Genomic DNA, 26,967 nt, shown 5'->3' with positions numbered 1-26,967 from the left:
TAAGACGACTGTCTAGCGAGCCGGGTACGGATACTCGTACGGATGCCCTGGATCAGACCAGGTTGACCGAGCGGGCCGAGGTCGCGCCGATCTCCTCCGAGATCTCGGCGAGCACCGCCGGCGGGACCGTGTCGTCCACGGTGAGCAGGACCAGCGCCTCGCCGCCCTCCTCCGAGCGCGACACCTGCATGCCCGCGATGTTCAGACCGGCCTCGCCGAGGATCCGGCCCACCGTGCCGACGACACCCGGGCGGTCCTCGTAGCGCAGCACGACCATGTGGTCGGCGAGCGCGACGTCCATGTCGTAGTCGCCGACCGCGACGATCTTCTGGAGGTGCTTGGGGCCAGCCAGCGTGCCGGAGACCGCGACCTCCTCGCCCTTGGCGAGCGTGCCGCGGACGGTGACCACGTTGCGGAAGTCGGGCGACTCGCTGCTCGTGGTCAGACGGACCTCGACACCGCGCTCCTGGGCGAACAGCGGGGCGTTCACGTACGACACGGTCTCGTCGACCACGTCCTCGAACACGCCCTTGAGCGCGGAGAGTTCGAGCACCTTCACGTCGTGCTGGGTGATCTCGCCGTACACCTCGACGTCGAGCCGCGCCGCGACCTCGCCCGCCAGCGCGGTGAAGATCCGGCCGAGCTTCTCGGCGAGCGGCAGACCCGGCTTGACGTCCTCGGCGATGACACCGCCCTGGACGTTGACCGCGTCCGGCACCAGCTCGCCGGCGAGCGCGAGGCGCACCGAGCGGGCGACCGCGATACCGGCCTTCTCCTGGGCCTCGTCCGTGGACGCGCCGAGGTGCGGGGTGCAGACGACCTGGTCGAGCTCGAAGAGCGGGGAGTCCGTGCAGGGCTCCTTCGCGTACACGTCGAGGCCGGCGCCGGCGACCCGGCCCTCCTTGAGCGCGGAGAACAGCGCCGCCTCGTCGACGATCCCGCCGCGCGCGGCGTTGACGATCCGGACGCTCGGCTTGACCTTGTGCAGCGCCTCGTCACCGATGAGGCCGATGGTCTCCGGGGTCTTCGGCAGGTGGACGGTGATGAAGTCGGCGACCTCCAGGAGCTCGTCCAGGGCCAGCAGCTTCACCCCCATCTGGGCGGCACGGGCCGGCTGCACGTAGGGGTCGTACGCGACGATCTTCATACCGAAGGCGGACATGCGCTGGGCGACCAGGACGCCGATGCGGCCGAGGCCGACGACACCGAGGGTCTTCTCGCTGAGCTCGACGCCCGTGTACTTGGAGCGCTTCCACTCGCCGTTCTTCAGCGCGGTGTTGGCCTGCGGGATGTTGCGCGCGGTGGCGACGAGCAGACCGCAGGCGAGCTCGGCGGCGGTGACGATGTTGGAGGTCGGGGCGTTCACGACCATCACGCCGGCCTTGGTGGCGGCGGAGACGTCGACGTTGTCCAGGCCGACACCGGCACGGGCCACGACCCGGAGCTTGTTGGCGGCGGCGATGGCCTCCGCGTCGACCTTGGTCGCGGAGCGGACCAGGATCGCGTCCACATCGGCGATGGCGGGGAGCAGCTCGGCGCGGTCGGCGCCGTTGCAGTGCCGGATCTCGAAGTCCGGGCCCAGTGCGTCGACGGTGGCGGGCGACAGCTCTTCAGCGATGAGTACGACGGGTTTCGAGCTCACGTGAGTCCTCACAGATCCAGTGCGGACGGCCGTCCCGACGGCCGCAGGCGGTGGAGGGGGCTTGCCGCGTGAAAGCGCACGACGCTGTGGGCCTGAACGCGAATGTTGTTGAGCAGTGTAGTGGTGCGTCGGCGCAGTTCATGCGCCTCGTTGGAAGGATCACCCGTCCGTGGTTGGACGGCCTGTCCAACGGTGTGGCGCGGGGCCGGACACAGTGTCCGGCCCCCCGCCCGAAGGCTTACGCCTCCTCGTCGTTCACCCAGCTCATGAGCTTGCGCAGCTCCTTGCCGGTGGTCTCCAGGAGGTGCTTCTCGTCCTGGGTCTTGTACTCGTTGTACTTCTTCAGGCCGCCGTGGTACTCGTCCATCCAGTTCTTGGCGAAGGTGCCGTCCTGGATCTCCGTGAGGACCTTCTTCATCTCGGCCTTGGTGGCGTCGGTGATGATCCGCGGGCCGGTGACGTAGTCGCCCCACTCGGCGGTCTCGGAGACCGACCAGCGCATCTTCTCCAGGCCGCCCTCGTACATGAGGTCGACGATGAGCTTCAGCTCGTGCAGGCACTCGAAGTAGGCGATCTCCGGCTGGTAGCCGGCCTCGACCAGGGTCTCGAAGCCCGCCTTGACCAGCGCGGACGCGCCACCGCAGAGGACGGCCTGCTCACCGAACAGGTCGGTCTCGGTCTCCTCGGTGAAGGTCGTCTTGATGACGCCGGCGCGGGTGCCGCCGATGGCCTTGGCGTAGGAGAGCGCCAGGGCGAAGGCGTTGCCGGTCGCGTCCTGCTCGACGGCGGCGATCGCGGGGACGCCGCGGCCCTCCTCGTACTGGCGGCGGACCAGGTGGCCCGGGCCCTTCGGGGCGACGAGGGCGACGTCGACGCCCGCCGGGGGCTTGATGAAGCCGAAGCGGACGTTGAAGCCGTGCGCGAAGAAGAGCGCGTCGCCGTCCTTCAGGTGCGGGGCGATGGAGGCCTCGTAGACCTGGGCCTGGATCGGGTCCGGGATCAGGATCATGATGACGTCGGCCTCGGCGGCGGCCTCGGCGGGCGTCACCACGCGCAGGCCCTGCTCCTCGGCCTTGGCCTTGGACTTGGAGCCCTCGTGCAGACCGACGCGGACGTCGACACCCGAGTCACGGAGCGACAGCGCGTGGGCGTGGCCCTGGCTGCCGTAACCGATCACCGCGACCTTGCGGCCCTGGATGATGGACAGGTCGGCGTCGTCGTCGTAGAACAGCTCGGCCACTGGGAATCTCCTTGATGTGCTGGTGTTGCATCCCACCGTACGGCGGGGAGCGGGAGGGAGGTTTTCGGGTCTCGCCAGGCGGACCGCCGGACGGACCGGCGTTCGCACGTGGTTGACGTCAGGCGCTGCGGTCGAGGGCCCGCAGGGACCGGTCCGTGATGGACCGGGCACCACGCCCTATGGCGATCGTGCCGGACTGCACGAGCTCCTTGATGCCGAACTGCTCCAGCATCTTGAGCATCGCGTCCAGCTTGTCACTCGAACCGGTGGCTTCGATGGTGACCGCCTCGGGCGAGACGTCCACGGTCTTGGCGCGGAACAGCTGGACGATCTCGACGATCTGGGAGCGGGTCTCGTTGTCGGCGCGGACCTTCACCAGGACGAGCTCGCGCTGGATCGCGGCGCTGGGCTCGAGTTCGACGATCTTCAGGACGTTGACCAGCTTGTTGAGCTGCTTGGTCACCTGCTCCAGCGGCAGGTCCTCGACATTGACCACGATGGTGATGCGGGAGATGTCGGGGTGCTCTGTGACACCGACGGCGAGCGAGTCGATGTTGAAGCCGCGGCGGGAGAACAGGGCGGCGATCCGGGCCAGGATGCCGGGGGTGTTCTCCACCAGGACGGAGAGCGTGTGCTTGGACATGTGCGTCGTTCCTCTTCCTACGGCTCTCGGTCTCAGTCGTCTTCGTTGTCGCCGAAGTCGGGGCGGACGCCCCGGGCGGCCATGACCTCGTCGTTGGAGGTGCCGGCGGCGACCATGGGCCACACCTGGGCGTCCTCGTGGACGATGAAGTCGATCACGACCGGGCGGTCGTTGATGGCGTTGGCCTCGGCGATGACCTTGTCCAGGTCGGCCGGGTCCTCGCAGCGCAGTGCGACACAGCCCATGGCCTCGGACAGCTTGACGAAGTCCGGGATACGGGTGCCCTTGCGGGGGGCCGTGCTCGCGCCGACCTGCGAGCCGGCGGCCTCGTGGCCGGTGTCGTCGGCGTGCAGGACCGTGCTGGAGTAGCGCTGGTTGTAGAAGAGGGTCTGCCACTGGCGGACCATCCCGAGGGCGCCGTTGTTGATGATGGCGACCTTGATCGGGATGTTGTTGAGCGCGCAGGTGACGAGCTCCTGGTTGGTCATCTGGAAGCAGCCGTCGCCGTCGATCGCCCAGACCGGGCGGTCCGGCATACCGGCCTTGGCGCCCATGGCGGCCGGGACGGCGTAGCCCATCGTTCCGGCGCCGCCGGAGTTCAGCCAGGTGGCCGGCTTCTCGTAGTCGATGAAGTGCGCGGCCCACATCTGGTGCTGGCCGACGCCGGCCGCGTAGATGGTGTCGGCCGGGGCGAGCTGGCCGATGCGCTGGATGACCTGCTGCGGCGAGAGGCTGCCGTCCTCCGGCAGGTCGTAGCCGAGCGGGTAGGTCTCGCGCCAGCGGTTCAGGTCGCTCCACCAGGCGGTGTAGTCGCCCTTGCTGCCCTCGCTGTACTCGGCCTGGACGGCCTGGACCAGGTCGGCGATGACCTCGCGGGCGTCACCGACGATCGGGACGTCGGCGGCGCGGTTCTTGCCGATCTCGGCCGGGTCGATGTCGGCGTGGACGATCTTGGCGAACGGGGCGAAGCTGTCCAGCTTGCCGGTGACGCGGTCGTCGAAACGGGCTCCGAGGGCGACGATCAGGTCGGCCTTCTGCAGCGCGGTGACGGCGGTGACCGCACCGTGCATGCCCGGCATTCCCACGTGCAGCGGGTGGCTGTCGGGGAACGCGCCCAGCGCCATCAGGGTGGTGGTGACGGGGGCGCCGGTGAGCTCGGCAAGGACCTTCAGCTCGGCGGTGGCGCCGGCCTTCAGGACGCCTCCGCCGACGTACAGGACGGGGCGCTTGGCCGCGGTGATCAGCTTGGCGGCCTCGCGGATCTGCTTGGCGTGCGGCTTGGTCACCGGGCGGTAGCCGGGCAGGTCGGTCTGCGGCGGCCAGCTGAAGGTGGTCTTCGCCTGCAGGGCGTCCTTGGCAATGTCGACCAGGACCGGGCCGGGGCGGCCGGTGGAGGCGATGTGGAACGCCTCGGCGATCGTCTTCGGGATGTCCTCGGCCTTGGTGACCAGGAAGTTGTGCTTGGTGATCGGCATCGTGATGCCGCAGATGTCCGCCTCCTGGAAGGCGTCCGTGCCGATGGCCTTGGAGGCGACCTGGCCGGTGATCGCGACCAGCGGGACGGAGTCCATGTGGGCGTCGGCGATCGGGGTGACCAGGTTGGTGGCGCCCGGCCCGGAGGTCGCCATGCAGACGCCGACCTTGCCGGTGGCCTGGGCGTAGCCGGTGGCGGCGTGGCCCGCGCCCTGCTCGTGGCGGACCAGGATGTGGCGGACCTTCTTGGAGTCCATCATCGGGTCGTACGCGGGGAGGATGGCGCCGCCCGGAATACCGAAGACGGTGTCGGCCCCCACTTCCTCGAGAGAACGGATGAGGGACTGCGCACCCGTGACGTGCTCGACGGTGGTGGCGGACTGTCCGCCGCTACGGGCCCGCGGCTGCGGATGGTGCCCGGTGGCCTGCTCGGTCATCAGCATTCTCTTCTCGAAGCAGAGGGTTTTTGCGAGGGTTTGGGGGGAGCCGGTGCAACAAAAAACCCCTCGTGCCGGGAGGCAAGCGAGGGGAGCGCGTCGGTAGCGTTCTAAGCCGGGCCTTCGATGGCCCGCGCTTCAGCCGACGCGCTTTCCAAGTACGAGAATTCGGGTGCGCATGGCACTGACCCTCCCCCCGACGCACCATCAGTGTCAAGTGGGTGGGACAGGCGTCTCATTATTTGAGCGGAATGGGGGACGGCTTCCGGCCGGAATCGCCTCTCCACCGGGGACGGGGTACTCGTCCCGGACGAGCGCGCGGCGCAGCCGGTACTCGTCGAGCGGGCCCGAGAAGGCCATGCCCTGGCCGTGCGTGCAGCCCATGGCGCGCAGGGCGAGCACCTGCTCGGGGACGTCCACGCCCTCGGCGACGGACTGCAGCCCGAGGTCGGAGGCGATCCGGAGCAGCCCGCTGGTGATCTTGCGCAGCCGGGCGGACTCGACCACGCCCTCGACCAGACCCCTGTCCAGTTTCAGTACGTCGACGGGAAGGCGCCGCAGCGCGTTGATGGCCGCGTGGCCGCTGCCGAATCCGTCCAGGGCGATCCGTACGCCGAGGCGGCGCAGGGCGACCAGTCGCTGCTCCAGGTCGTCGAAGGAGACCCGGGGGTCGCTGTCGGCGAGCTCGATCATCAGGGATCCCGAGGGGAGCCCGTGGCGGGTCAGCAGCGCCTCGACGGTGCCGAGCGGCAGGGAGCGGTCGAGGAGCCTGCGGGCGGAGAGCCGCACGGAGACCGGGGTGCGGTGGCCGAGTCCGGCCCGTTCGGCGGCCTGCTCCACGGCCTGCTCGAGGAGCCAGCGGCCGAGCTCGGCGACTCGCTCGCTGTCGTCCGCGACGCGCAGGAACTCGGCGGGGGTGAAGAGGATGCCCTGTGCGGAGCGCCAGCGGGCCTGGGCGGCGACGGCGGTGATGCGGCCGGTGGTGAGGTCCACCACCGGCTGGTGGAGCAGGGCGAACTCGCCGTCGTCGAGTGCGGTGCGCAGCCGGGTGGCCAGTTCCGTCCTGCGGACGACCTCGGCCTGCATCTGCGGGGCGTACATCTCGACGCGGTCCTTGCCGGCGGCCTTGGCCCGGTACATCGCCAGGTCCGCGTTGCGGAGCAGCTCTCCCGCGCTGATGCCGGGCTCGGCGAAGGCGACGCCGATGGAGGCGGCGACCCGTACCTCGTTCCCGCCTTCGAGGCGGTACGGCTTGGAGAGGGTGAGGCGCAGCCGATCGGCGATCTCGTGGACCTGGCACTCGCGGGCCGTCCTGTCCCGTCCGCCGTCGCCGAGGATGAGCGCGGCGAACTCGTCGCCGCCGAGGCGGGCGGCGGTGTCCCCGGCCCGTACGGAGTCCTGGAGGCGGCGGGCGGCCTGGACGAGGAGCTCGTCGCCCGCCTGATGGCCGAGCCGGTCGTTGACGCCCTTGAAGCCGTCGAGGTCGATGAAGAGCACGGCGGTACCGGGGTCGGAGGAGCGGCGGCCGGTGAGGGCCTTGCGGACGCGCTGGGTGAACAGGGCCCGGTTGGGCAGGTCGGTGAGCGGGTCGTGCTCGGCGTTGTGCTGCAACTGCGCCTGGAGGCGGACCCGTTCGGTGACGTCCCGGCTGTTGAAGATCAGCCCGCCCTGGTGGCGGTTGACGGTTGACTCGACGTTGAGCCAGTCGCCGCGGCCGGAGCGGAAGCGGCACTCGATCCGGGTCGTCGGCTCCTCCGAAGGAGAAGCGGCCAGGAACCGGCGCACTTCGTGGACCACGCCGCCGAGGTCCTCGGGATGGATGAGGGAGGCCAGTTCCTCACCGATGAGATCCTCGGCCTCACGCCCGTAGACCCCCGACGCGGCGGGACTCACATAGCGGAGTATGCCGGTGGGTGCGGCGATCATGATGACGTCGCTGGAGCCCTGCACCAGGGACCTGAAGTGGTTCTCCTTCTGGGCCAGTTCGTGAGTGAGGGCGATGTTGTCGAGGAGCATGATGCCCTGCCGGACGACCAGAGCGAGGACGACCGTACAGCCGGTGAAGACGACCACGCGGTCCACTCTGCGTCCCTCGACGACGTTGTACAGGATGCCGAGCGTGCAGACCGCCGCGGCGAGATACGGGGTGAGGGCGGCCAGCGAGCCGGCCACGGGGCGGCTGGGGAGGCGCTGGCCGCGCGGGGAGGAGGCACCCTCGACGGTCCGGCGCACCCCCCAGGGGGCGTACGCCAGGAGCAGCGATCCGGCGAACCAGCCGGCGTCGAGCAGCTGCCCGGAGGTGTAGTTCTCCCGCAGCAGCGGGGAGGTGAACAGGGCGTCGCACAGCACGGTGAGAGCGAGGGCGGCGATGGCCGTGTTCGTCGCGGAGCGGTTCACGTTGGAGCGGCGGAAGTGCAGGGCCAGGACCATGCTGACGAGGACGATGTCGAGCAGCGGGTACGCGAGGGACAGGGCGGCCTGGGCGACGCTCTCGCCCTGGAAGTGCGCGGTGTGCGCGAGGGCGAGGCTCCAGGAGAGGGTGAGCAGCGAGCCGCCGATGAGCCAGGCGTCGAGCCCGAGGCAGACCCAGCCGGCCCGGGTGACGGGCTTCTTGGCGAGGACGAGCAGGCCGACGATGGCGGGCGGGGCGAAGAGCAGGAAGAACAGGTCGGCGAGGGAGGGGCTGGGCACCTCTCGGCCGAGCACGACCTCGTACCACCCCCACACCGCGTTCCCGGCGGCGGCCATCGTGGAGGAGAAGGCGAACAGCAGCCAGGCGGGGCGGAAGCGGCTCTCGCGGAGACGGGCGTAGAGAAAGCAGGAGACGCCGGCGGCGAGCGCTGCCGCGCTCAGACCGAAGTCACCCATGACGAGCGCCAGTTGCTCGGACCCCCAGCCGAGCGCGGCTCCTGTCGCGTAGCCCGCGCAGATCAGGCCGAGGACGACCTGGGTGATGACCACACCGTTGTCGGACCGCGTCGGATCCGGACCGCGGGCGCCGCCCGCGCCACCACCCGCCCCCTTCGCCGGGGTGCTGCCGGCCGTCGGGCCGGGGGCCGCGACACCGGCCGGCGCACTGCCGCCCGTAACGGCGCCCGCGGAGACGGGGCTGCGGCCGATGAGCGCTCCAGGGGCGGTCACCGGGGTTCTCCTGCGCGCACGGTCGCCCTCGGGCGCCTCCTGTGCCGGAATGGAGCGCGCGAGGGTCGTCGACGGCGGCCCCGCCGCGTCGGATCGTCGGTCCATCGGCCGTACTTCACCCGTCGCCCCCCTCGGATTCTGATGACCCGTCACTTCGCTCCCCAGCGCCATCCCGTGCTCGACGCAGCCCCCCGCTCCGGGACGATACACCAGGACCGTCACTCAGGGACAGGGGTGCTGTACTCTCAGTGACGGCCCGGGGGCTCACGGCGGGCGCACCGAGGGGGCGCGCGCCGGGGACGGCGGCTCAGGTGGTGGTCAGGACCACGTTCGCCAGCCGCTCCCCCGCCGCGAACCGGGTCAGCTGGGCGGCGATCAGCCGCTTGGCACGGGGCATGAACGCCGAAGTGGAACCGCCGACATGAGGACTCACCAGGACACCGGGAGCGTGCCACAACGGGTGGCCGGGCGGCAGCGGTTCGGGGTCGGTGACATCGAGCGCGGCGGTGATCCGGCCGCTCTCGACCTCCTTGAGCAGCGCGGCGGTGTCCACCACGGGACCGCGGGCGACGTTGACGAGAAGCGCCCCGTCCCGCATCCGTGCGAGAAACCCCGCGTCGACGAGGTGCCGGGTCTCCGGCGTGAGCGGAGTGGAGATCACGACGACATCCGCCTGCGGCAGCAGGGCGGGCAGGTCGGACAACGGCTGCACGGGCCCGCGCTCCGTGGTGCGTGCGGAGCGCGCGACGCGCGCCACCCGCGCGCACTCGAAGGGCACGAGCCGGTCCTCGATGGCGGCGCCGATCGACCCGTACCCCACGATCAGCACGGACTTGTCTGCGAGGGCCGGATAGAAGCCGTCCCGCCACTCCTCCGCGTCCTGGCCGCGCACGAATCCGGGGATCCCGCGCAGCGAGGCGAGGATCAGGGCGAGCGTCAGCTCGGCGGTGCTGGCCTCGTGCACACCCTTGGCGTTGCAGAGCTCGACACCCGGGGGCAGCGAGCCGAGTCCGGGCGTCACATGGTCCGTGCCCGCCGACAGCGTCTGCACGGCGCGCACCGAGGTCATCGCGGCGAGCGGCCGGACGGCGATCTCCGAACCCTTCATGTACGGCACCACGTAGAAGGCGCAGCGCGCCGGATCGGCGGGAAAGTCCGGACCGCCGTCCCAGAAGCGGTAGTTGAGCCCCGACGCGCCCGGCGCGGGAAGCCCTTCGATCTCGTCCGCGGGAATCGGAAGCCACACGTCAGCGGTCGTGTCATCGAGTGTCATGACCGGGAGGCTATGCGAAGAATCCCGCTCACCATTGGTTACTTTGGGGGACGGCACAGGGAGGGGTACCGGCAGGTGGAGCGCAGGACTATCGGGGCGGCGGCGCTCGACGTGGGCGCGGTCGGCCTGGGCTGTATGCCGATGAACTGGGCCTACAGCGGCTCGCAGCAGCGCGGCGACCGGTCGCTGCGCACGGTGCACGCGGCGCTGGACGCCGGGGTGAGCCTGCTCGACACCGCGGACATGTACGGACCGTTCACCAACGAGCTGCTGGTGGGCCGGGCGCTGAAGGAACGCCGGCCCGAGGCGTTCGTGTCGACGAAGTGCGGTCTGCTCGTGGGTGACCAGCACGTGGTGGCCAACGGCCGGCCCGGGTACGTACGGCGGGCCTGCGACGCCTCGCTGCGGCGGCTGCAGACGGATGTGATCGATCTCTACCAGCTGCACCGGGCGGACCCCGAGGTGCCGGTCGAGGAGACCTGGGGCGCGATGGCCGAGCTGGTGTCCGCGGGCAAGGTGCGGGCGCTCGGGCTCTGCGCGGTGGGGGCCCGGGCGGCCCGGCGCGGCGGAGTGGCGCACATGTACGAGGGAACGATCCGGCAGCTGGAGCGGATCCAGCAGGTCTTCCCGGTGAGCGCGGTGGAGGCCGAGTTGTCGGTGTGGTCGCCCGAGGCGCTGGAGCGGCTGCTGCCGTGGTGCGAGGCGCGGGGTGTGGGGTTCCTGGCCGCGATGCCGCTGGGGAACGGATTCCTGACCGGGACGCTGACGCCCGGCGGCGGCTTCGAGCCGGACGACCCGCGGGCCCGGCACCCCCGTTTCACCGCCGAGATGATGGCGGCCAACCAGCCGCTCGTGGCCGGTCTGCGGCGGGTGGCGGCGCGACACGGCGAGGAGGTCACTCCGGCGCAGGTGGCGCTGGCGTGGGCGCTGGCTCAGGGGCCGCACGTGGTGCCGATCCCGGGGGCGAAGCGGGAGTGCTGGGCGGTGGAGAACGCGCGGGCGGCGGAGCTGGTGCTGACGGCGGCGGATCTGGCGGAGATCGCGGGGCTGCCCGCGCCGCGGGGATCCTGGGACTGAGGCCGGAAAGAGGCAGGGAAGAAGCCGGGAGACCGAGCGCGGGAACGTGATCGGGCCGGGCGGTGTATCAAGGGTAGTGATCGCCGTTCGAAGGGATCGGGACCATGGGCCGAGCGCGTGTGGGAGCTGTGTGGGCCGCCGTCGTACTGGGGCTTGTGACGGGGTGCTCGTCGGGTGGGGGGTCGGCGTCCCCACCGCCGCCGTCGGAGTCGGGGGCGGGGACGGGGACGGGGAGTTCACCGGCCGCGGTGCGGGTCGCCGGCACGCTCACCGAGGATCTGGAGTCGCCGTGGGGCGTGGCCGCGCTGCCCGGCGGTGATCTCCTCGTCGCCTCGCGCGACGAGCGGACGATCACCCGCGTCGACGCGAAGACGGGGAAGAAGACACTGGTCGGAGAGGTTCCGGGAGTCGTTCCCCGCGGCGAGGGCGGGCTCCTCGGCCTGGCAGTGCGGGACGGCCAGGTGTATGCGTACCTCACGGCGGAGTCGGACAACCGCATCGTCCGGATGCGGTACGGAGGCGGGGACGCGGACCGGCTGGGTGCACCGGAGGTGGTCCTCTCGGGCATCCCGAAGGGCGGTGTGCACAACGGCGGGCGGATCGCGTTCGGCCCCGACGGGATGCTGTACGCGGGGACCGGCGAGCGGGGCGAGACGGGTCTCGCGCAGAGTGTGGAGTCGCTGGGCGGCAAGATCCTGCGGATGACGCCGGAGGGGAAGCCGGCGCCCGGCAATCCGTTCCCCGGCTCGGTGGTGTACTCGTACGGTCACCGCAATGTGCAGGGGCTGGCCTGGGACGCGGACGGACGGCTGTGGGCGGCCGAGTTCGGCCAGAACACCTGGGACGAGCTGAATCTGATCCAGCCAGGCAAGAACTACGGGTGGCCGAAGGTGGAGGGCTCGTCGGACGTGTCCGGCTTCGTGAACCCGGTCGCCCAGTGGAAGACCTCCGAGGCCTCGCCGAGCGGTATCGCCTACGCCGAGGGTGCGATCTGGATGGCCGGGCTCAGAGGCGAGCGACTGTGGCGCATCCCGCTCTCCGGGGCGGAACGCGCGGGGGAGCCCGAGGCGTTCCTCGTGGAGGAGTACGGCCGCCTGCGCACGGTCCTGGCGGCGGGCGACGGCCGGCTCTGGCTGACGACGAGCGAGACCGACACCCGGGGCACGCCCGGGCCCGGCGACGACAAGATCCTCCGGCTGGAGGTGACGTAGGGGGCGGACACGATGTTCAACCTGGCGGAAGAGCTCTTCGCACCGGGCCGCAAGCACACCGAGGACGAGCGGCAGCGACTCGCCCTGACCAGGGAGGACCAGGGCGACGGCGATCCCGCGCGGGGGCCGATCGACCTCAGCTCGGGCCGAGTGACGATACGCGTCCCGGGCCCGGCGTCCCCCGAGGACGAGGACGAGGACGCTCAGGACGTCGAGCCCGAGGGCCTCGGCTCTCAGGAGCGCGACGCCTAGGGCGCCGCCCCCAGTGCCCCGGCCCGGGACCTCGACGCCTAGGCCGCCGACCCCAGCGTCCCGGCTCCCGGGGCCTTGGCTCCCCAGGGGGCCGAGCCCGCGGGCCTCGGCTCCGGGGATGCGACGCCCACTGCGCCTACCCCGGCGCCCCGCCCCAGAGCCCGACCCCTAGGCCGTCGGCTCCAGGAGGCGGAGACGGTGGGCCAGGGCGGCTGCTTCGCCTCGGCCGGCGACTCCCAGTTTGGCGAGGATGTTGGAGACGTGGACGCTCGCCGTCTTCGGGGAGATGAAGAGCTCCTCTGCGATCTGGCGGTTGGTGCGGCCGGCGGCCACCAGGCGCAGGACGTCCTGTTCCCGGGGGGTCAGGCCGAAGGCGTCGTCCCCCGGCTCCGGCTCCGGCGCGCGGTCCGGGGTGGTGAGCGGGAGGCGGGCGCGGGCGGCGAGGAGTTCGACGTCCTCGCGGAGCGGGTGCGCGCCGAGCCGGACGGCGGTGGTGTGGGCCTCGCGCAGCAGCGCCGCGGCCTCGTCGCGCCGGCCGCCCTCGGCGAGGAGGGCGTCGGCGAGGCGGTGCCGGGCGAGGGCGAGCGGATAGGGGCGCTCCACCTGCTCGTAGGCGGCGACGGTCTCGACCCAGCGCTCGACGGGCCGGCGGTCCTCCGCGCGGTCGAGCTCGGCCGAGACGTACAGGGAGTAGGCCGCCCAGATCGGGGCCGGGATCGCCAGCTCCCGTGCGCAGCGACGGATCAGGGCGATCGCCTCCCCGCGGCCCTCCTCGGCGGCGGGCAGGCCGAGCGCGTCGGCCTCGGCGGTGGCGGCGGCGAGGAGGAGCGGCCAGCCCTCGCGGTGGGTACCGGGCGGGAAGCCGGTCTCCGCCGCTGCGGCGAGCACGGTCCGTACGTCCTGGATCCGGCCGCTCGCGGCGGCGATGCTCAGTTCGACCTGGCGCATCGGGACCGTGTACTGGGGCATCGGGTCGGCCTCGCCGAAGTGCTCTCGGGCCAGCTCGAGTTGAGTGACCGCTGCGGCCATATCGCCCCGGGCGAGAGCGAGTTGGGCGAGCCTGAGCGCGGCGGAGCCCCGCGGCTTGGAGCGGGTTCCGGCGCGCTCCAGCCACTCGCAGTTGCGCTGGGCCTCGTCCCAGAGGCCGAGGGAGAGCTGCGACTCGGCCTGGTTGGCGCGGATCCAGCCCTCGCTGTCGAAGAGTCCGTGGTCGCGGGTGAGCCGGATGCCGTCCTCGGCGACGTCGACGGCCTCCTGGGAGCGGCCGAGGTTCTCCAGGACATGGGAGAGGTTGACGTGGGCGCGGGAGGACTCGTGGTGGAGGCCGAGGGCGCGGGTGCGGGCGCGGGCCTCGTGCAGGGCTGCGAGTCCGGCCTCGCGGTCGCCCGCGGAGACCTGGAGGGTGCCGAGGGTCACGCGCGCGCTGAGCTCGATCGACTCGTCCTTGACGAGACGGGCGTACTCGACGGCCCGCTCGGCGGCGGCGAGGCTTTCCGGGCCGGGCTTGTGGAGCATGCCCCAACCCGCGGCCACGACGAGGATGCGGGCGTGCACGGCGGACGGGGGAAGGCCCTTGACGAGTTCCTGTGCGGTGGCGATCTCCGCCCAACCGTCGGAGCGGCCGAGGCCGGAGACGATGCGGGAGCGTTCGGTCCAGAACCAGGCGCTCCGCAGCGGGTCGCGGTCCTCGCCCTCCTCCCCTTCGAGGAGCCGCAGCGCCATCTTGCCGATCTTCAGGGCGCGTTCGCGCTCCCCGCACAGCCGGGCGGCGTACGCGGCCTCGGCGAGCAGGTCGAGATAGCGCAGCGGGGTGGTCTCGGGGTCGCAGCCGCACGGAGGGTAGGCCTCGGCGTAGTCCATCGGCCGCAGGGAGCCGCGTACTTCGGCAGGGACCTCGTCCCAGAGTTCCATGGCCCGTTCGAGGAGCCGCAGTTGCTCGGCGTAGGCGTAGCGCTTGCGGGTCTCGACGGAGGCGCGGAGGACGGCCGGCAGCGCCCGGGCGGGGTCGTGCGCGTGGTACCAGTAGGTGGCGGTCCTGGTCGCCCGTTCGTCGGCCCGGACGAGCGAGGGGTCGGCCTCCAGCGCCTCGGCGTAGCGCCGGTTGAGGCGGGAGCGTTCGCCGGGCAGCAGGTCGTCGCTGACGGCCTCGCGGACCAGGGAGTGGCGGAAACGGTAGCCGTCGCCGTCGGGGACGGCCTGCAGGATGTTGGCACCGACGGCGGCGCGCAGCGCCTCGATGAGGTCGTCCTCGGAGAGCCGGGCGACGGCGGCGAGCAGCGCGTACTCGACGGTGGAGCCGCCTTCGGCGACGATCCGGGCGACCCGCTGGGCGTCCTCGGGGAGCGTCTCGACCCGCACGAGCAGCAGATCGCGCAGGGAGTCGCTGAGAGAGCCGGGGGCGCAGCCGGACTCGTGGGAGACGACGAGTTCCTCGACGAAGAAGGCGTTGCCGTCGGAGCGGTCGAAGACCTCGTCGACGAGGGCGGCGTCGGGTTCGGCGGCGAGGATGCCGGTGAGCTGGCGGCGCACCTCGGCGCGGGTGAACCGGACGAGTTCGATGCGCTGGATGGTCCGCAGCCGGTCCAGTTCGGCCAGGAGGGGGCGCAGCGGGTGGCGGCGGTGGATGTCGTCGGCGCGGTAGGTGGCGACGACCACGATCCGGCCCCGGCGCAGGGTGCGGAAGAGGTAGGCGAGGAGGTGCCGGGTCGACGCGTCGGCCCAGTGCAGGTCCTCAAGGACGAGCACGATCGTACGGTCGGCGGCGAGCCGTTCCAGGAGCCGTACGGTCAACTCGAAGAGGCGGGCGGTGGAGTCCTCGTTGGAGGGCTCGTGGCTTCCGACGTCGCCCAGTTCGGGGAGGAGACGGGCGAGTTCGCCCTCCTGCCCGGCGGCGGCGGCCGCCAGTTCGTCGGGGAGCCGACGGCTCAGCGAGCGCAGGGCGGTGGAGAAGGGCGCGAACGGCAGCCCGTCCGCGCCGACTTCGACGCAGCCCCCGAGCGCGACGTACGCGCCGCGGTCGCAGGCCACGTCGACGAACTCCTCGATGAGCCGCGTCTTTCCGACGCCGGCCTCGCCGCCGACGAGCAGGGCCTGCGGCTCGCCCTCGCCGGCGCGGGCGAGCGCGTCGGTGAGGGCGGTGAGTTCGCCGGCCCGGCCGACGAAAACGGGACTGACTGACCTGGTCTCCACGGCGCCGAGCATCGCACAGCCGTCCAGAGTTGCGCTCATACGGGGGTCACGCGGCCCGGACGAAGCGGCCGCGCTCGGCTCCCACCCGCCCTTCGGAGTCGTGGTCGCCGGACCGGGCGGCCTTCGCGGCCCGCCGCGCCTTGACGGCCTGGCGCGACAGGCGCTGGGCGGCGGCCTCACGGACGAGCTCGGCGTGGTGCAGGCGGTGCAGTTCGTACGCGAACATCTTGTTCTCCCTGGTGTCGGTATCGCTCCTTGCGATGCCTCTACTTTCGTCGCCCAGGGGGTGCGGCCACATCGGGAGAGTGCCGCATGTTCGGGGTACGGGGGGCCTTAGGAGGTCCTGGGGAGGTACCTAGGACGCCGTCGGCAGACTCAGGAACAGGTCGAAGTACATGCCCGCCGACAGGAAGAGTCCGATTCCGCCCAGTACGGCGCCGGCGACGGCCACGGCCCGGACCCACACGGGCCGCTGCGGGCGGGTGAGGACGACCACGGCGGTGATCAGGGCGAGCAGCGCGAAGATGCCGTTGACGACGGCGGTGGTGTGCCAGGCGTCGCCGTAGATCTCGGAGATCTGCTGGGCGGCCGTGCCGCCCTGGGCCTTGATCTGTCCGATGAGCGTCTCGCGCTCGCTCGCGACCTTTCCGACCCAGGTGCCGGTCAGCGCGGCGAGCCCGAGGGCGGCGGACACGACGGCCGCGGCGCCCGCACCGACACCGGAGGGGGGCGCGGGGACCGCGCCGGCTCCGGCTTCGTCCAGGTCGTCCAGTTCGTCGAGCTCCTCGTCGAGGGCGTCGGCAGCCTCGACATCGTCCGTGGTCTCCTCGGCCCGTACGGTCTCGTCGGCCCGTACCGTCTCGTCGGTCTCTACGGTCTCGTCAGTCTTGGCATTCATGAGCCGCACGCTAGGTGCCCCTGATGAGAGGGATCTTAAGAAGGCGTCGCATGGGGGTCGGAGAAAAAACTTCGGCCGGAGGCGAATCCTCTGGGGACCTCCCTGTCTCTTATCCGTGTACCGGCCGAACGGGCCGGCGGAACCGGGAGGAAACACCATGATGGTCACCGGCCTCGTCGTGATCGGAGTCCTGCTCGTGGGCGCGTGCAGCTGGCACCTGATGCGTCGCTACAGGAGCCGAAGCTGATCAGTGCCCGTGCGCGAGGGCGCCTTCCGGATATGAGTCGCAGATGAACCAACGCTTCCGCTGGCCGGACGAGCGGCTGATCAAGGCCGCTCAGGACGGCGACGTCACATCGCTCACCACCGTTGTCATGGAATCGCAGCCGCATGTGCGCAAGTTCGCCCTGTCGCTGTGCGCCTCGCCGCAGGACGCGGAGGACGCGGCGCAGGAGGCGCTGATCATCCTCTACCGGAAGATCGGCAGCCTGCGGGCCACTGGCGCGCTTGCCTCATGGATGTTCCGGATCGTGCGCAACGAATGCCTCCGGCAGGTACGGCTGCTCGTCTCGCGGAGCGACGAGGCGTCGGCCGGACCGGAGGCAGCCGCGGAACCGTCCGCCGAGGACGCGGCGCTGCACAGGCTGGAGGTGGAGCGGATCGCGGCTGCGGTCGGCGCCCTTCCCCGTGACCAGCGGCAGGTCCTGATCATGCGGGACGTCCAGGGCCTGCCCGGCAGGACCGTCGCCCATTCGCTCGGTCTGAGCAACGCCGCGATGAAATCGCGGCTGCACAGAGCACGCGCGGCACTGCGGCACGCACTGGCCGCGACCGACCACGCACCCGACCACGCACCCGATCGAGCCGTCGACCCACCAGCCGGAGGAGACCCACGACCGTGAACACCTCGAACACCGTGAAGCCCGCGCAGGGCGCGAAGCCCCGGGCCGCCGCACCGTCCGCGGCGCCCGAGAGGGACTTCGCCAGCAAGTCCGTCCCGCGCCACCTGGCGCGCGGCGCCATCGGCTTCGGGCTGATCATCGGCTCGATCGCTCTGGTGCCCGTCGCCGGCCCTGCCACGCTGCTGGCGGCCCCGTTGGCCCTGATCGCCTTCCGGGGCTGCCCCACCTGCTGGATGGTCGGCCTGGCGCAGACCATCTCCCGCGGCCGTCTGGAGCGCCAGTGCGTGGACGGCGTCTGCACCCTCGCCAAGGCGCACCCGGCGGCGACACGGACGAACAGGAGCGCGTGACCGGAGGGAGCGGGTGACCGGAGGCCCTAGGAGCCCTGCGCCTGTCCGGCTCTGAGGGCCTTCCACTCCGGTGCGAGCACCGACCAGACCTCCATGTCCAGGCGCTCGCCCCGGTAGGGGTAGCTCTCCCGCAGCACGCCGTCCTTCGTCATGCCGAGTCGCCGGGCCACCGCGATGCTGGCCTCGTTCTTCGAGGACACCAGCCACTCGACGCGGTGGATGGCGCGTTCCCCGATCGCCCAGTCGATGATCGTCCGTGCGGCCCGGGTGATCAGGCCCTTGCCGACCGCCGAGGGCTCCAGCCAGCAGCCGGCCTCGGCCGTACCGAGGTTCACGTCCATGGTGCGGAAGAGCACGCCTCCGACGAGGGTGCCCTCGGTCCAGATGCCGTAGATGCGGCCGGTGTCGCTCGCGGCCTTCTCGGCGTACGCCTGGAGGAAGGAGCGGGTCGAGTCGAGGTCCTTCGTGGCGTCGGCGAGGGCGATGTACCGCCCTACGTGCTCACGGCCGCGGTCCATGTGGGTGAGGAACTCCTCGGCGTGCCAGGGCTCCAGTGGCCTCAGCTCGGCGCCGTCGTCACCCAGCGATATCGCGAACATCCTCGTTGTCCTCCGCCGTCGAAACCGTCACACGCTGTGTGGGGATCTTCGCACGGGCGTCGGCGGCGGCGCGGCTCTCCGGGGGTTCGATGCTGATCCGGGGCAGCCGGCGGTCGAGCCAGCGCGGCAGCCACCAGTTCGCCCCGCCGAGCATGTGCATGAGCGCGGGGACGAGCAGCGTACGGAGGACGAAGGCGTCGAGGGCCACGGCGGCCGCGAGCGCGATGCCGAACATCGCGATCACCCGGTCGCCCGAGAGCACGAAGGCGAGGAAGACGGAGATCATGATGACCGCCGCGGAGTTGATCACGCGGCTGGTCTCGGCGAGCCCAACCCGGACCGCCCGCCGGTTGTCGCCGGTCTCCAGCCACTCCTCGTACATCCGGCTGACCAGGAAGACCTGGTAGTCCATCGAGAGCCCGAAGAGCACCGACACCATGATCACGGGGAGGAAGGGTTCGATCGGGCCCGCGCTGCCGAGCCCGAGCAGCTCGCTCCCCCAGCCCCACTGGAAGATCGCGACGACGATCCCGAAGGCGGAGGCGACCGCGGCCACGTTCATCAGCGCGGCCTTCAGGGGGATGCCGATCGACCGGAAGGCGAGCAGGAGCAGGAGACAGCCGAGCGCGATGACGACGCCCACGAAGAGCGGCAGCTTGCCGACGATGATCTCGGCGAAGTCGTCGTACGAGGCGGTGACCCCGCCGACGTGCACGTCCAGCGAGGTGGCCTGCTCGGTCGAGGGAAGGACGTCCTGGCGCAGCCGGTCGACGAGCTCGCTGGTGGCCTTCGACTGGGGCGAGGAGTCCGGTACGACGGTCAGGACGGCCGTGTCCCCCGCGCTGTTGTACGTGATCGGCGAGACGGACTCGACGCCACGGGTGTTCGCCAGCTCGGCCGGCAGCTCCCCGATCGCGACCCGGTCGTCGGCGCCGTCGATCTGCGCGACGAGGGTGAGCGGCCCGTTGACGCCGGGCCCGAAGCCGTCGGCGAGCAGGTCGTACGCCTTCCGCGTCGTCGCCGTGCCCGGGCCGTTGCCCTGGTCGGAGGTGCCGAGGTGGAGCGAGAGGGTCGGCAGCGCCAGGACCAGCATGACGACGGCCGCGACGCCGCCGAGGAGCTTGGGGTGGCGCTCGACGAAGGCGGACCAGCGGGCGGCGAAGCCGGTCGGCAGCTCGGGCTGCGGGCCGTGCTCGGCGAGGTGCCGCCGCTCGCGCCTGCTGAGCGCCCGCATCCCGATGAAGGAGAGCAGCGCGGGCAGCAGGGTGACGGAGGCGGCGACGGTGAGCACCACGGTCAGCGAGGCGGCGATGGCGACGCCGTTGAGGAAGCTGAGCCTGAGGATCAGCATGCCGAGCAGGGCGATACAGACGGTCGCGCCCGCGAAGACGACGGCCCGGCCGGTGGTAGCGACGGCGATCTGGGCGGATTCGGCGACCGGGAGCCCGCGTTTGAGGCCCTTGCGGTGCCGGGTGACGATGAACAGCGCGTAGTCGATGCCGACGCCGAGACCGATGAGCAGCCCCAGCATGGGGGCGAAGTCGGCGACCGTCATGACGTGCCCGAGGAGCGCGATCCCGGAGTACGCGATGCCGACGCTGACGAGGGCGGTCGCGATGGGGAGGGCGGAGGCGGCGAGCGAGCCGAAGGCGAGGAAGAGGACGACGGCCGCGACGACGACGCCGACGGCCTCGGCCATGTGCCCGCCGGGGGCCTCGGTGAGGGCGATGGCGCTGCCGCCGAGTTCGACCTGGACGCCGTCACCGGCGGCCGTGCGGGCCGTGTCGACCACGGCCTGGGCCTGCGCCTTCGGGATGTCGTCGGCCTGCTCGTGGAAGGTGACGGCGGCGTAGGCGGTGTGGCCGTCGTCGCTGATCTGCGCCTGGGCGGCCGGGCTGTCGCCGTACGGGGAGGTCACGGAGGCGATGCCGGGCAGTTCGGCCACCTCGTCGAGCATCTCGGTCATGCGCTGCTCGATGCCGGTGGCGCGGACGCTGCCCTGGTCGGTGTGCCAGACGATGGTGTCGTTGTCGCCGCCGGCGCCGGGGAAGCCCCGGTCGAGGAGGGCGGTGGCACGGCCGGACTCGGTGCCCGGTACCTCGTAGTCGTTCGAGTACGCGTTGCCCGCGACCGATGCCCCGGCGACGGCTCCGCCGAGGGCGATGAGCCAGAGCAGAACGGCGACGAGGCGGTGCTTGATGCACCACCGTGCGATGGCTGCCAAAGGGGGTGCTCCCTGGTGGGTGGTTCGTGGATCTTTACCGGGGAACAGCCCGCAAAGAACGCATGACCTGATGAGGCCACTGTTGCAGCCTTAAGAGATCCTTTGCCCCTTTCGTGGTGTTACTCACAGCGATGCGCGGAAGCTCAGGCCTTTGGACCCGGGCCCCCGCGCACGCACCGTGTACGGGATGTCTCAGCCTGAGACGCTCGCGCGGCCGTTCTCGATGTGACCCATCAGCCGCCGGCGGAAGCCGCCGGGCGCCGTCACCTCGAGGTCGTACCAGCCGTGCGCGTCGGCGGCCGAGTGGACGAGGGTACGGCTGCGGCCGGGCTTCACGGTGACGCTGCGGGTCCAGTCGTCGAGGTCGTCCTCATCGACGTAGCCGAGCGGCCGGACGGTGAAGGAGACCGCGGTCTTTCCGGTGTTGCGGACGGTGATGTGCAGGTCACGGTCGTGATGGTCGATGTGCGAGGCGACCTCGGCGCCGCCCGCGGCCGGCCCCTCGAACTCGCGGCGGAAGCCGTTCGGACCGGTGATCGTGAAGCGGTAATGATCACGCGTAAGGGGTACCGCCCATTGCGCCGTGCCCCTTACATCCTGGTGCTGGGGAACGGCGAACTCGCCGGCGTACGGATAGAGCGCGAAGTGGGCGCTCGCCTTCCCGCTGTTCTTCAGGGCGACGGTGATCTCCTTCTCCCCCACCTGCGCGGCGGCGTCCGGCTGGTACGGCAGCGGGCGGGCGGGGCGGGTGCCCGGCTCCTGCACCGGCATCTGCTGGACGAGCGGGGGCTGCGGCCGCCAGCGGCCGGAGAACGGCGGGATCGGGCCGGGCTGCTCGACCTCGGGCTGCCGGTGACCGCGGCGGAAGTCGAAGGCGGAGGTCAGGTCGCCGGTGACGGCGCGGCGCCACGGGGTGATGTTGGGCTCCTGGATGCCGGTGAGCTTCTCCAGGAAGCGGACCACGGAGGTGTGGTCGAAGGTCTCGGAGCAGACGTAGCCGCCGATCGACCAGGGGGAGACGACGAGCAGCGGGACGCGGATGCCGAGGCCGGTGGGCAGGCCCTTCCAGCGCTCGTCGGTGTTGTCGGTGGGCGGGACGGGCGGCGGCACGTGGTCGAAGAAGCCGTCGTTCTCGTCGTAGTTGATCAGCACGACGGTGTGGCGCCACACGTCGGGGTGCGAGCCGAGGGCGTCGAGCACCTTGTAGACGAGGGTGGCGGAGGCGATCGGCGAGGAGGAGCCGGGGTGCTCGGAGTCGATCGCGCTGGGGACGAGGTACGAGACCTCCGGCAGCGTCCCGGCGGCCACGTCGGCGCGGAAGGCGTCGGCCAGCTTGCCAGTCTCGACGCGGCGCAGCCCGCGCTCGAAGAGCGAGCGCTCGGCGTCGGTGAGCGTCGCCACGCCGTCCTCGAGGGCGGCGAGGAGCCCGGCCCGCTCGGCGGGGTCCTCCGTGTCGCGGACGGCGGCGTAGAAGGACTCCATGAAGGTGTGCCCGCCGGTGGTGGCCAGCGCCTTGCGGGCGATCTTCTTGAAGGTGGTGAAGAACTCGATGTTGTTGTCGGTGAAGTTCTCCCACTCGGTGTACGTCTGCCAGGTCCGCCCGGCCGCTTCGAGGCGCTCGGCGTAGGTGGGCCAGGAGTAACCGGGGTGGGTGCCCTCGGCGTACGCGGCGTTGGTGACGGCGCGGTTGCCGTCGGCCTCGAAGCCGGTCCAGCCGGACCACAGATGGTTCCGGTTCGGGCTCGTCGAGGTGTGGATGGAGGAGTGGTAGGCGTCGCAGATGGTGAAGGTGTCGGCGAGTTCGTAGTGCAGCGGGATGTCCTGGCGGTCGTAGTACGCCATCGTCGCCGCGGTCTTGGCCGAGACCCAGCCGTCCATCCACCCGTCGCGCCAGGCCTTGGCGCCGCCGCTCCAGGAGTGGTCGAGGTCGCCGATGTACTGGAGGTCCTTCTTCTGGGTCTCGGCGGCGCCCCGGATCGGGAACGGCAGCACGGTCCGGCCGAGCGCGGCCGGCTGTTCGAAGACCGGCTTGCCGGAGGGGAGCTCGACGGCGTTGCGGTCGCCGAATCCGCGGACGCCGCGCAGGGTGCCGAAGTAGTGGTCGAAGGATCGGTTCTCCTGCATCAGGATCACGACGTGCTTCACCGCCGACATCCCGCCGGCCGGGGGCCCCGCGGCCATCGCCGCCTGCAGCGAGGGCGGGAGCAACGACCCTGCGGCGGCGACGCCGAGGGCGCCTCCGCCCAGCGCGAGGAGCCTTCTGCGGGACATCTCGGGTGACACGAACGACCTCCAGACGACGGCCAATGGTTCGCCTTCGAGCCATTGGGTGGTACGCCGGGGACGGTAGTGAGACCGGATGACGGAGAGAAGACCCGGCGACGGCGCGGTGGTGAACGTCCATCAGGCCGTCACGGAAGTCCAAGCGATTTCAGGCCACGCGGCTGAAGCGGCTCGGCTCAGGCCACGCGGCTCCAGCGGCTCGGCTCAGGCCACACGGCTCCAGCGGCTCGGCTCAGGCCACGCGGATCGGGGCACGCGGATCGGGGCACTCGCATCGGGGCACTCGCATCGGGCCGCTCGGATCGGGCACCGAGCGAACAGGGCGGCGCCCCGGGTCGTGGAACCCGGGGCGCCGCCCTCGTACGCGCAGGAGTACGGGATCAGCCCTCGCTGACGCCCAGCTTCTCCAGGATCAGGTCCTTCACGCGCGCCGCGTCCGCCTGGCCGCGGGTGGCCTTCATGACCGCGCCGACCAGGGCGCCGACCGCGGCCACCTTGCCGCCGCGGATCTTGTCGGCGATGGCCGCGTTGGCCGCGATGGCCTCGTCGACCGCCGTGCCGAGCGCGCCCTCGTCGGAGACGACCTTCAGGCCGCGCTTCTCGACGACCTCGTCCGGGCCGCCCTCGCCGGCGAGCACGCCCTCGATGACCTGGCGGGCCAGCTTGTCGGTGAGGTCACCGGAGGTCACCAGCTCGGTCACCCGGGCGACCTGCGCCGGGGTGATCGCCAGCTCGTCCAGGGCCGTGCCCGACTCGTTGGCGGAACGGGCCAGTTCGCCCATCCACCACTTGCGGGCCTGGTCCGCCGGAGCACCGGCGTCCGTGGTCGCGACGATCAGGTCGACGGCGCCGGCGTTGAGGATCGACTGCATGTCGTGCTCCGACACGCCCCACTCCTCGCGGAGCCGGTTGCGGCGCACGCGCGGCAGCTCGGGCAGCCCGGCGCGCAGCTCCTCGACCCACTCACGGGCCGGGGCGACGGGGACGAGGTCGGGCTCCGGGAAGTACCGGTAGTCCTCGGCGTTGTCCTTGATCCGGCCGGAGGTGGTGGAGCCGTCGTCCTCGTGGAAGTGACGGGTCTCCTGCACGATCGTGCCGCCGGAGGCGAGCACGGCCGCGTGGCGCTGGATCTCGAAGCGCGCCGCCCGCTCCACCGAACGGAGCGAGTTGACGTTCTTCGTCTCCGAGCGGGTGCCGAAGACCTGGGTGCCGTGCGGGCGCAGCGACAGGTTCACGTCGCAGCGCATCTGGCCCTTGTCCATCCGCGCCTCGGACACGCCCAGCGCGCGGATCAGCTCGCGCAGCTCGGCGACGTAGGCCTTGGCGACCTCGGGGGCCCGGTCGCCCGCGCCCTCGATCGGCTTGGTGACGATCTCGATGAGCGGGATACCGGCGCGGTTGTAGTCGAGCAGCGAGTGCGAGGCGCCGTGGATACGGCCCGTGGCACCGCCGATGTGCGTCGACTTGCCGGTGTCCTCCTCCATGTGGGCGCGCTCGATCTCCACGCGGAAGATCTCCCCGTCCTCCAGCTGGACGTCCAGATAGCCGTTGAAGGCGATCGGCTCGTCGTACTGCGAGGTCTGGAAGTTCTTCGGCATGTCCGGATAGAAGTAGTTCTTCCGGGCGAAGCGGCACCACTCGGCGATCTCGCAGTTCAGCGCGAGACCGATCTTGACGGCCGACTCGACGCCGATCGCGTTGACGACCGGGAGCGAGCCGGGCAGACCGAGACAGGTGGGGCAGGTCTGCGAGTTGGGCTCGGCGCCCAGCTCGGTCGAACAGCCGCAGAACATCTTGGTCTTCGTACCGAGTTCGACATGGACCTCCAGGCCCATGACGGGGTCGTACGCAGCGAGCGCCGCGTCGTACGACAGCAGTTCAGTGACGGTCACGGTGAGACTTTCCCTCTCAGCCCAGCAGGACGTCGTCGTCGCCCAGGCGCTTCAGCTCCCGGTAGAGGATCGCCAGGCCGGTAACGATGGCGGCGGCGGACACGGCGGAGTCGATCAGCCGCAGCATGTCGTGGTCGTTGCGGGCCATCTTGGCCTGCTTCGCGACGCTGATGGCACCGAACGCGGTGGTCGCCAGCGAGACGTAGACGCCGGTCTTGGACTTCTTGAAGTTCTTGGCCTTCTTTGCCATGGCACTCATAGCGACGGAGCCTCCTCAAGCAGCGGGTGCCCCCACTTTTCCACGAAGGCGGCCTCGACGGCGGCGCCGACCTTGTACAGCCGGTCGTCCTTCAGGGCGGGGGCGATGATCTGCAGGCCGACCGGCAGACCGTCCTCCGGCGCGAGACCGCAGGGCAGCGACATGGCGGCGTTGCCGGCCAGGTTGGTCGGGATGGTGCACAGGTCCGCGAGGTACATCGCCATCGGGTCGTCGGCGCGCTCGCCGATCGGGAAGGCGGTGGTGGGGGTCGTCGGGGAGACGATCACGTCCACCTGCTCGAAGGCCTTCTCGAACTCGCGGGTGATGAGGGTGCGGACCTTCTGGGCCGAGCCGAACCAGGCGTCGTAGTAGCCGGAGCTCAGCGCGTACGTGCCCAGGATGATGCGGCGCTTGACCTCGGGGCCGAAGCCGGCCTCACGGGTGAGGGCGGTGACGTCCTCGGCCGACTTGGAGCCGTCGTCGCCGACCCGCAGGCCGTAGCGCATGGCGTCGAAGCGCGCCAGGTTGGAGGAGCACTCGGAAGGCGCGATCAGGTAGTAGGCCGAAAGGGCGAGATCGAAGGTCGGGCAGTCCAGCTCGACGATCTCGGCGCCCAGCGACTTCAGCAGCTCGACGGACTCGTCGAAGCGCTGGACGACGCCGGCCTGGTAGCCCTCGCCGCGGAACTGCTTGACGACACCGACGCGCATGCCGGAGACGGAGCCGTTGCGGGCGGCCTCGACGACCGGCGGGACCGGGGCGTCGATGGAGGTCGAGTCGAGCGGGTCGTGCCCGGCGATGGCCTCGTGGAGCAGCGCCGCGTCCAGGACCGTACGGGCGCAGGGGCCGCCCTGGTCGAGGGAGGAGGAGAAGGCCACCATGCCGAAGCGGGAGACCGCGCCGTAGGTCGGCTTGACGCCGACGGTGCCGGTGACGGCGGCGGGCTGGCGGATCGAACCGCCGGTGTCCGTGCCGATGGCGAGCGGGGCCTCGTACGAGGCGAGGGCGGCGGAGGAGCCACCGCCGGAGCCGCCGGGGATCCGGGTCAGGTCCCAGGGGTTGCCGGTGGGGCCGTAGGCGCTGTTCTCGGTGGAGGACCCCATGGCGAACTCGTCCATGTTGGTCTTGCCGAGGATGACGACGTCGGCGGCCTTGAGCCTCTTGACCAGGGTCGCGTCGTACGGCGGGATCCAGCCTTCGAGGATCTTCGAGCCGACGGTCGTCGGGACGCCGACGGTGGTGAAGATGTCCTTCAGCGCGAGGGGGACACCGGCCAGCGGGCCGAGCTTCTCGCCCTTGGCGCGCTTCTCGTCCACGGCGCGGGCCTGGGCGAGGGCGCCCTCGCGGTCGACGTGCAGGAAGGCGTGGACCTTCTCGTCGACGGCCTCGATGCGGGCGAGGTGGGCCTCGGTCACCTCGACCGCGGTGAGCTCGCCGGCGGCGATCTTCCCGGCGATCTCGGCGGCCGTGAGCTTGATGATGGTGCTGTCCGTCATGTGATTAGTCCTCCCCCAGGATCTGCGGCACCTTGAAACGCTGCTGCTCCTGGGCCGGGGCGCCGGAGAGCGCCTGCTCGGGGGTGAGCGACGGACGGACCTCGTCCGCGCGCATGACGTTCGTCAGCGGCAGCGGGTGGGAGGTCGGCGGTACGTCTTGGTCGGCGACCTCGGAGACGCGGGCGACCGCGCCGATGATGTCGTCGAGCTGACCGGCGAAGTGATCGAGCTCTTCGCCCTTCAGCTCCAGACGCGCCAGCCGTGCGAGGTGGGCGACCTCCTCGCGCGTGATGCCAGGCATGCGATCCTCACGGGGTGTTTGTTGGTGTTGGCCCAATCCTATGGGGCCCGCACCGCTACCCGTGAAACGGTTTGCCTCGGGGTGCCCGGGGAGCCGCCACCTCCTCCATCTCGACAGGCCCGCGCGCTCAGCTCGAATGGCTGGTACGGCGACGCGTTCTGGCCGATCCGCGGATCGAGACCGTC

At 71.2% G+C, this 26,967-nt stretch carries 21 protein-coding genes; 5 read left to right on the top strand and 16 right to left on the bottom strand.

Annotated elements, in window-relative coordinates:
* Positions 1–52: 52 nt before the first annotated feature.
* The 6 genes from serA to ABZ939_RS08560 all read right to left on the bottom strand — a co-directional run bounded on the left by serA (position 53) and on the right by ABZ939_RS08560 (position 9,849).
* Positions 53–1,642: a phosphoglycerate dehydrogenase gene (gene serA, locus ABZ939_RS08585; protein WP_361850765.1), complete on the bottom strand. Its 1,590-nt coding sequence runs from the start codon at positions 1,640–1,642 to the stop codon at positions 53–55.
* A gap of 238 nt (positions 1,643–1,880) precedes the next feature.
* A complete protein-coding gene (ilvC, locus tag ABZ939_RS08580; RefSeq protein WP_137993188.1) occupies positions 1,881–2,882 on the bottom strand; it encodes a ketol-acid reductoisomerase in 1,002 nt (333 codons plus the stop codon).
* Positions 2,883–3,000: 118 nt separating this feature from the next.
* Positions 3,001–3,525, bottom strand: coding sequence for an acetolactate synthase small subunit (gene ilvN, locus ABZ939_RS08575; protein ID WP_019889675.1), 525 nt, complete (start codon positions 3,523–3,525; stop codon positions 3,001–3,003).
* Positions 3,526–3,557: 32 nt separating this feature from the next.
* Positions 3,558–5,435 carry an acetolactate synthase large subunit gene (locus ABZ939_RS08570; protein ID WP_361850763.1) on the bottom strand — a complete coding sequence of 626 codons (1,878 nt, stop codon included), beginning with the start codon at positions 5,433–5,435 and terminating at the stop codon, positions 3,558–3,560.
* Positions 5,436–5,648: 213 nt separating this feature from the next.
* Positions 5,649–8,681, bottom strand: a complete 3,033-nt coding sequence (locus ABZ939_RS08565) for an EAL domain-containing protein (protein ID WP_361850761.1) — start codon at positions 8,679–8,681, stop codon at positions 5,649–5,651.
* Positions 8,682–8,883: 202 nt separating this feature from the next.
* Complete coding sequence (locus ABZ939_RS08560; RefSeq protein WP_361850759.1) at positions 8,884–9,849, bottom strand: 2-hydroxyacid dehydrogenase; 966 nt, start codon at positions 9,847–9,849, stop codon at positions 8,884–8,886.
* A gap of 75 nt (positions 9,850–9,924) precedes the next feature.
* On the opposite strand from ABZ939_RS08560, the gene ABZ939_RS08555 reads away from it, so the two are divergent.
* The 3 genes from ABZ939_RS08555 to ABZ939_RS08545 all read left to right on the top strand — a co-directional run bounded on the left by ABZ939_RS08555 (position 9,925) and on the right by ABZ939_RS08545 (position 12,389).
* The gene (locus tag ABZ939_RS08555) at positions 9,925–10,926 is read left to right on the top strand and encodes an aldo/keto reductase (protein WP_361850757.1); all 1,002 of its coding nucleotides are present in this window, start codon (positions 9,925–9,927) and stop codon (positions 10,924–10,926) included.
* Positions 10,927–11,030: 104 nt separating this feature from the next.
* Positions 11,031–12,137: a PQQ-dependent sugar dehydrogenase gene (locus tag ABZ939_RS08550; RefSeq protein WP_361850755.1), complete on the top strand. Its 1,107-nt coding sequence runs from the start codon at positions 11,031–11,033 to the stop codon at positions 12,135–12,137.
* A gap of 12 nt (positions 12,138–12,149) precedes the next feature.
* Positions 12,150–12,389 carry a DUF6191 domain-containing protein gene (locus tag ABZ939_RS08545; RefSeq protein ID WP_361850753.1) on the top strand — a complete coding sequence of 80 codons (240 nt, stop codon included), beginning with the start codon at positions 12,150–12,152 and terminating at the stop codon, positions 12,387–12,389.
* A gap of 168 nt (positions 12,390–12,557) precedes the next feature.
* Here the strand turns inward: ABZ939_RS08545 and ABZ939_RS08540 are convergent, their stop codons facing one another.
* From ABZ939_RS08540 to ABZ939_RS08530, 3 genes are all read right to left on the bottom strand, one after another.
* Positions 12,558–15,617: an AAA family ATPase gene (locus ABZ939_RS08540; protein ID WP_361850751.1), complete on the bottom strand. Its 3,060-nt coding sequence runs from the start codon at positions 15,615–15,617 to the stop codon at positions 12,558–12,560.
* A gap of 7 nt (positions 15,618–15,624) precedes the next feature.
* A complete protein-coding gene (locus ABZ939_RS08535; RefSeq protein ID WP_361850749.1) occupies positions 15,625–15,804 on the bottom strand; it encodes a hypothetical protein in 180 nt (59 codons plus the stop codon).
* A 129-nt stretch (positions 15,805–15,933) separates the two neighbouring features.
* The gene (locus ABZ939_RS08530) at positions 15,934–16,476 is read right to left on the bottom strand and encodes a hypothetical protein (RefSeq protein WP_361850747.1); all 543 of its coding nucleotides are present in this window, start codon (positions 16,474–16,476) and stop codon (positions 15,934–15,936) included.
* A 290-nt stretch (positions 16,477–16,766) separates the two neighbouring features.
* On the opposite strand from ABZ939_RS08530, the gene ABZ939_RS08525 reads away from it, so the two are divergent.
* Both ABZ939_RS08525 and ABZ939_RS08520 read left to right on the top strand, forming a co-directional pair.
* Positions 16,767–17,378 (top strand): RNA polymerase sigma factor, encoded by a 612-nt coding sequence (locus tag ABZ939_RS08525; RefSeq protein ID WP_361850745.1) that lies wholly within the window; start codon positions 16,767–16,769, stop codon positions 17,376–17,378.
* A 14-nt stretch (positions 17,379–17,392) separates the two neighbouring features.
* Positions 17,393–17,728, top strand: coding sequence for a hypothetical protein (locus ABZ939_RS08520; protein ID WP_361851291.1), 336 nt, complete (start codon positions 17,393–17,395; stop codon positions 17,726–17,728).
* Positions 17,729–17,754: 26 nt separating this feature from the next.
* Here ABZ939_RS08520 and ABZ939_RS08515 read toward each other — a convergent pair whose 3' ends face one another.
* The 7 genes from ABZ939_RS08515 to gatC all read right to left on the bottom strand — a co-directional run bounded on the left by ABZ939_RS08515 (position 17,755) and on the right by gatC (position 26,782).
* Positions 17,755–18,327, bottom strand: coding sequence for a GNAT family protein (locus ABZ939_RS08515; RefSeq protein ID WP_361850743.1), 573 nt, complete (start codon positions 18,325–18,327; stop codon positions 17,755–17,757).
* Entirely contained in the window at positions 18,305–20,551 is a 2,247-nt protein-coding gene (locus ABZ939_RS08510; RefSeq protein WP_361850741.1) for an MMPL family transporter, read from the bottom strand. Before ABZ939_RS08510 ends, ABZ939_RS08515 begins: the two co-directional genes overlap by 23 nt.
* A 192-nt stretch (positions 20,552–20,743) precedes the next feature.
* Positions 20,744–22,834: a phosphocholine-specific phospholipase C gene (locus tag ABZ939_RS08505; RefSeq protein WP_361850739.1), complete on the bottom strand. Its 2,091-nt coding sequence runs from the start codon at positions 22,832–22,834 to the stop codon at positions 20,744–20,746.
* Between the two features lie 380 nt (positions 22,835–23,214).
* Positions 23,215–24,726 carry an Asp-tRNA(Asn)/Glu-tRNA(Gln) amidotransferase subunit GatB gene (gene gatB / locus ABZ939_RS08500; RefSeq protein WP_361850737.1) on the bottom strand — a complete coding sequence of 504 codons (1,512 nt, stop codon included), beginning with the start codon at positions 24,724–24,726 and terminating at the stop codon, positions 23,215–23,217.
* A gap of 16 nt (positions 24,727–24,742) precedes the next feature.
* The gene (locus tag ABZ939_RS08495) at positions 24,743–24,985 is read right to left on the bottom strand and encodes a hypothetical protein (RefSeq protein ID WP_361850735.1); all 243 of its coding nucleotides are present in this window, start codon (positions 24,983–24,985) and stop codon (positions 24,743–24,745) included.
* Positions 24,982–26,481 carry an Asp-tRNA(Asn)/Glu-tRNA(Gln) amidotransferase subunit GatA gene (gatA, locus tag ABZ939_RS08490; RefSeq protein ID WP_361850733.1) on the bottom strand — a complete coding sequence of 500 codons (1,500 nt, stop codon included), beginning with the start codon at positions 26,479–26,481 and terminating at the stop codon, positions 24,982–24,984. The genes ABZ939_RS08495 and gatA overlap by 4 nt, the downstream gene beginning before the upstream one ends.
* 4 nt (positions 26,482–26,485) lie before the next feature.
* Entirely contained in the window at positions 26,486–26,782 is a 297-nt protein-coding gene (gene gatC / locus ABZ939_RS08485; protein WP_015036350.1) for an Asp-tRNA(Asn)/Glu-tRNA(Gln) amidotransferase subunit GatC, read from the bottom strand.
* Between the last annotated feature and the right edge of the window lie 185 nt (positions 26,783–26,967).

Origin of the sequence: Streptomyces sp. NPDC046712 (genome assembly GCF_040645695.1) — a bacterium.
GTDB lineage: Bacteria > Actinomycetota > Actinomycetes > Streptomycetales > Streptomycetaceae > Streptomyces.
Note: the sequence above shows the minus strand (reverse complement) of the source record. Positions and strands in the feature narration are given on the sequence as shown.

Bases quoted from the DNA above. Each gene is read 5' to 3' on its own strand.
- ABZ939_RS08540 (WP_361850751.1), bottom strand. From the start codon at position 15,617: ATGAGCGCAACTCTGGACGGCTGTGCGATGCTCGGCGCCGTGGAGACC.
- gatC (WP_015036350.1), bottom strand. From the start codon at position 26,782: ATGCCTGGCATCACGCGCGAGGAGGTCGCCCACCTCGCACGGCTGGCG.
- ABZ939_RS08545 (WP_361850753.1), top strand. From the start codon at position 12,150: ATGTTCAACCTGGCGGAAGAGCTCTTCGCACCGGGCCGCAAGCACACC.
- gatA (WP_361850733.1), bottom strand. From the start codon at position 26,481: ATGACGGACAGCACCATCATCAAGCTCACGGCCGCCGAGATCGCCGGG.
- ABZ939_RS08515 (WP_361850743.1), bottom strand. From the start codon at position 18,327: ATGTTCGCGATATCGCTGGGTGACGACGGCGCCGAGCTGAGGCCACTG.
- ABZ939_RS08525 (WP_361850745.1), top strand. From the start codon at position 16,767: ATGAACCAACGCTTCCGCTGGCCGGACGAGCGGCTGATCAAGGCCGCT.
- ilvN (WP_019889675.1), bottom strand. From the start codon at position 3,525: ATGTCCAAGCACACGCTCTCCGTCCTGGTGGAGAACACCCCCGGCATC.
- ABZ939_RS08550 (WP_361850755.1), top strand. From the start codon at position 11,031: ATGGGCCGAGCGCGTGTGGGAGCTGTGTGGGCCGCCGTCGTACTGGGG.
- ABZ939_RS08565 (WP_361850761.1), bottom strand. From the start codon at position 8,681: ATGGACCGACGATCCGACGCGGCGGGGCCGCCGTCGACGACCCTCGCG.
- ABZ939_RS08570 (WP_361850763.1), bottom strand. From the start codon at position 5,435: ATGACCGAGCAGGCCACCGGGCACCATCCGCAGCCGCGGGCCCGTAGC.
- ABZ939_RS08560 (WP_361850759.1), bottom strand. From the start codon at position 9,849: ATGACACTCGATGACACGACCGCTGACGTGTGGCTTCCGATTCCCGCG.
- ABZ939_RS08530 (WP_361850747.1), bottom strand. From the start codon at position 16,476: ATGAATGCCAAGACTGACGAGACCGTAGAGACCGACGAGACGGTACGG.
- ABZ939_RS08535 (WP_361850749.1), bottom strand. From the start codon at position 15,804: ATGTTCGCGTACGAACTGCACCGCCTGCACCACGCCGAGCTCGTCCGT.
- ABZ939_RS08495 (WP_361850735.1), bottom strand. From the start codon at position 24,985: ATGAGTGCCATGGCAAAGAAGGCCAAGAACTTCAAGAAGTCCAAGACC.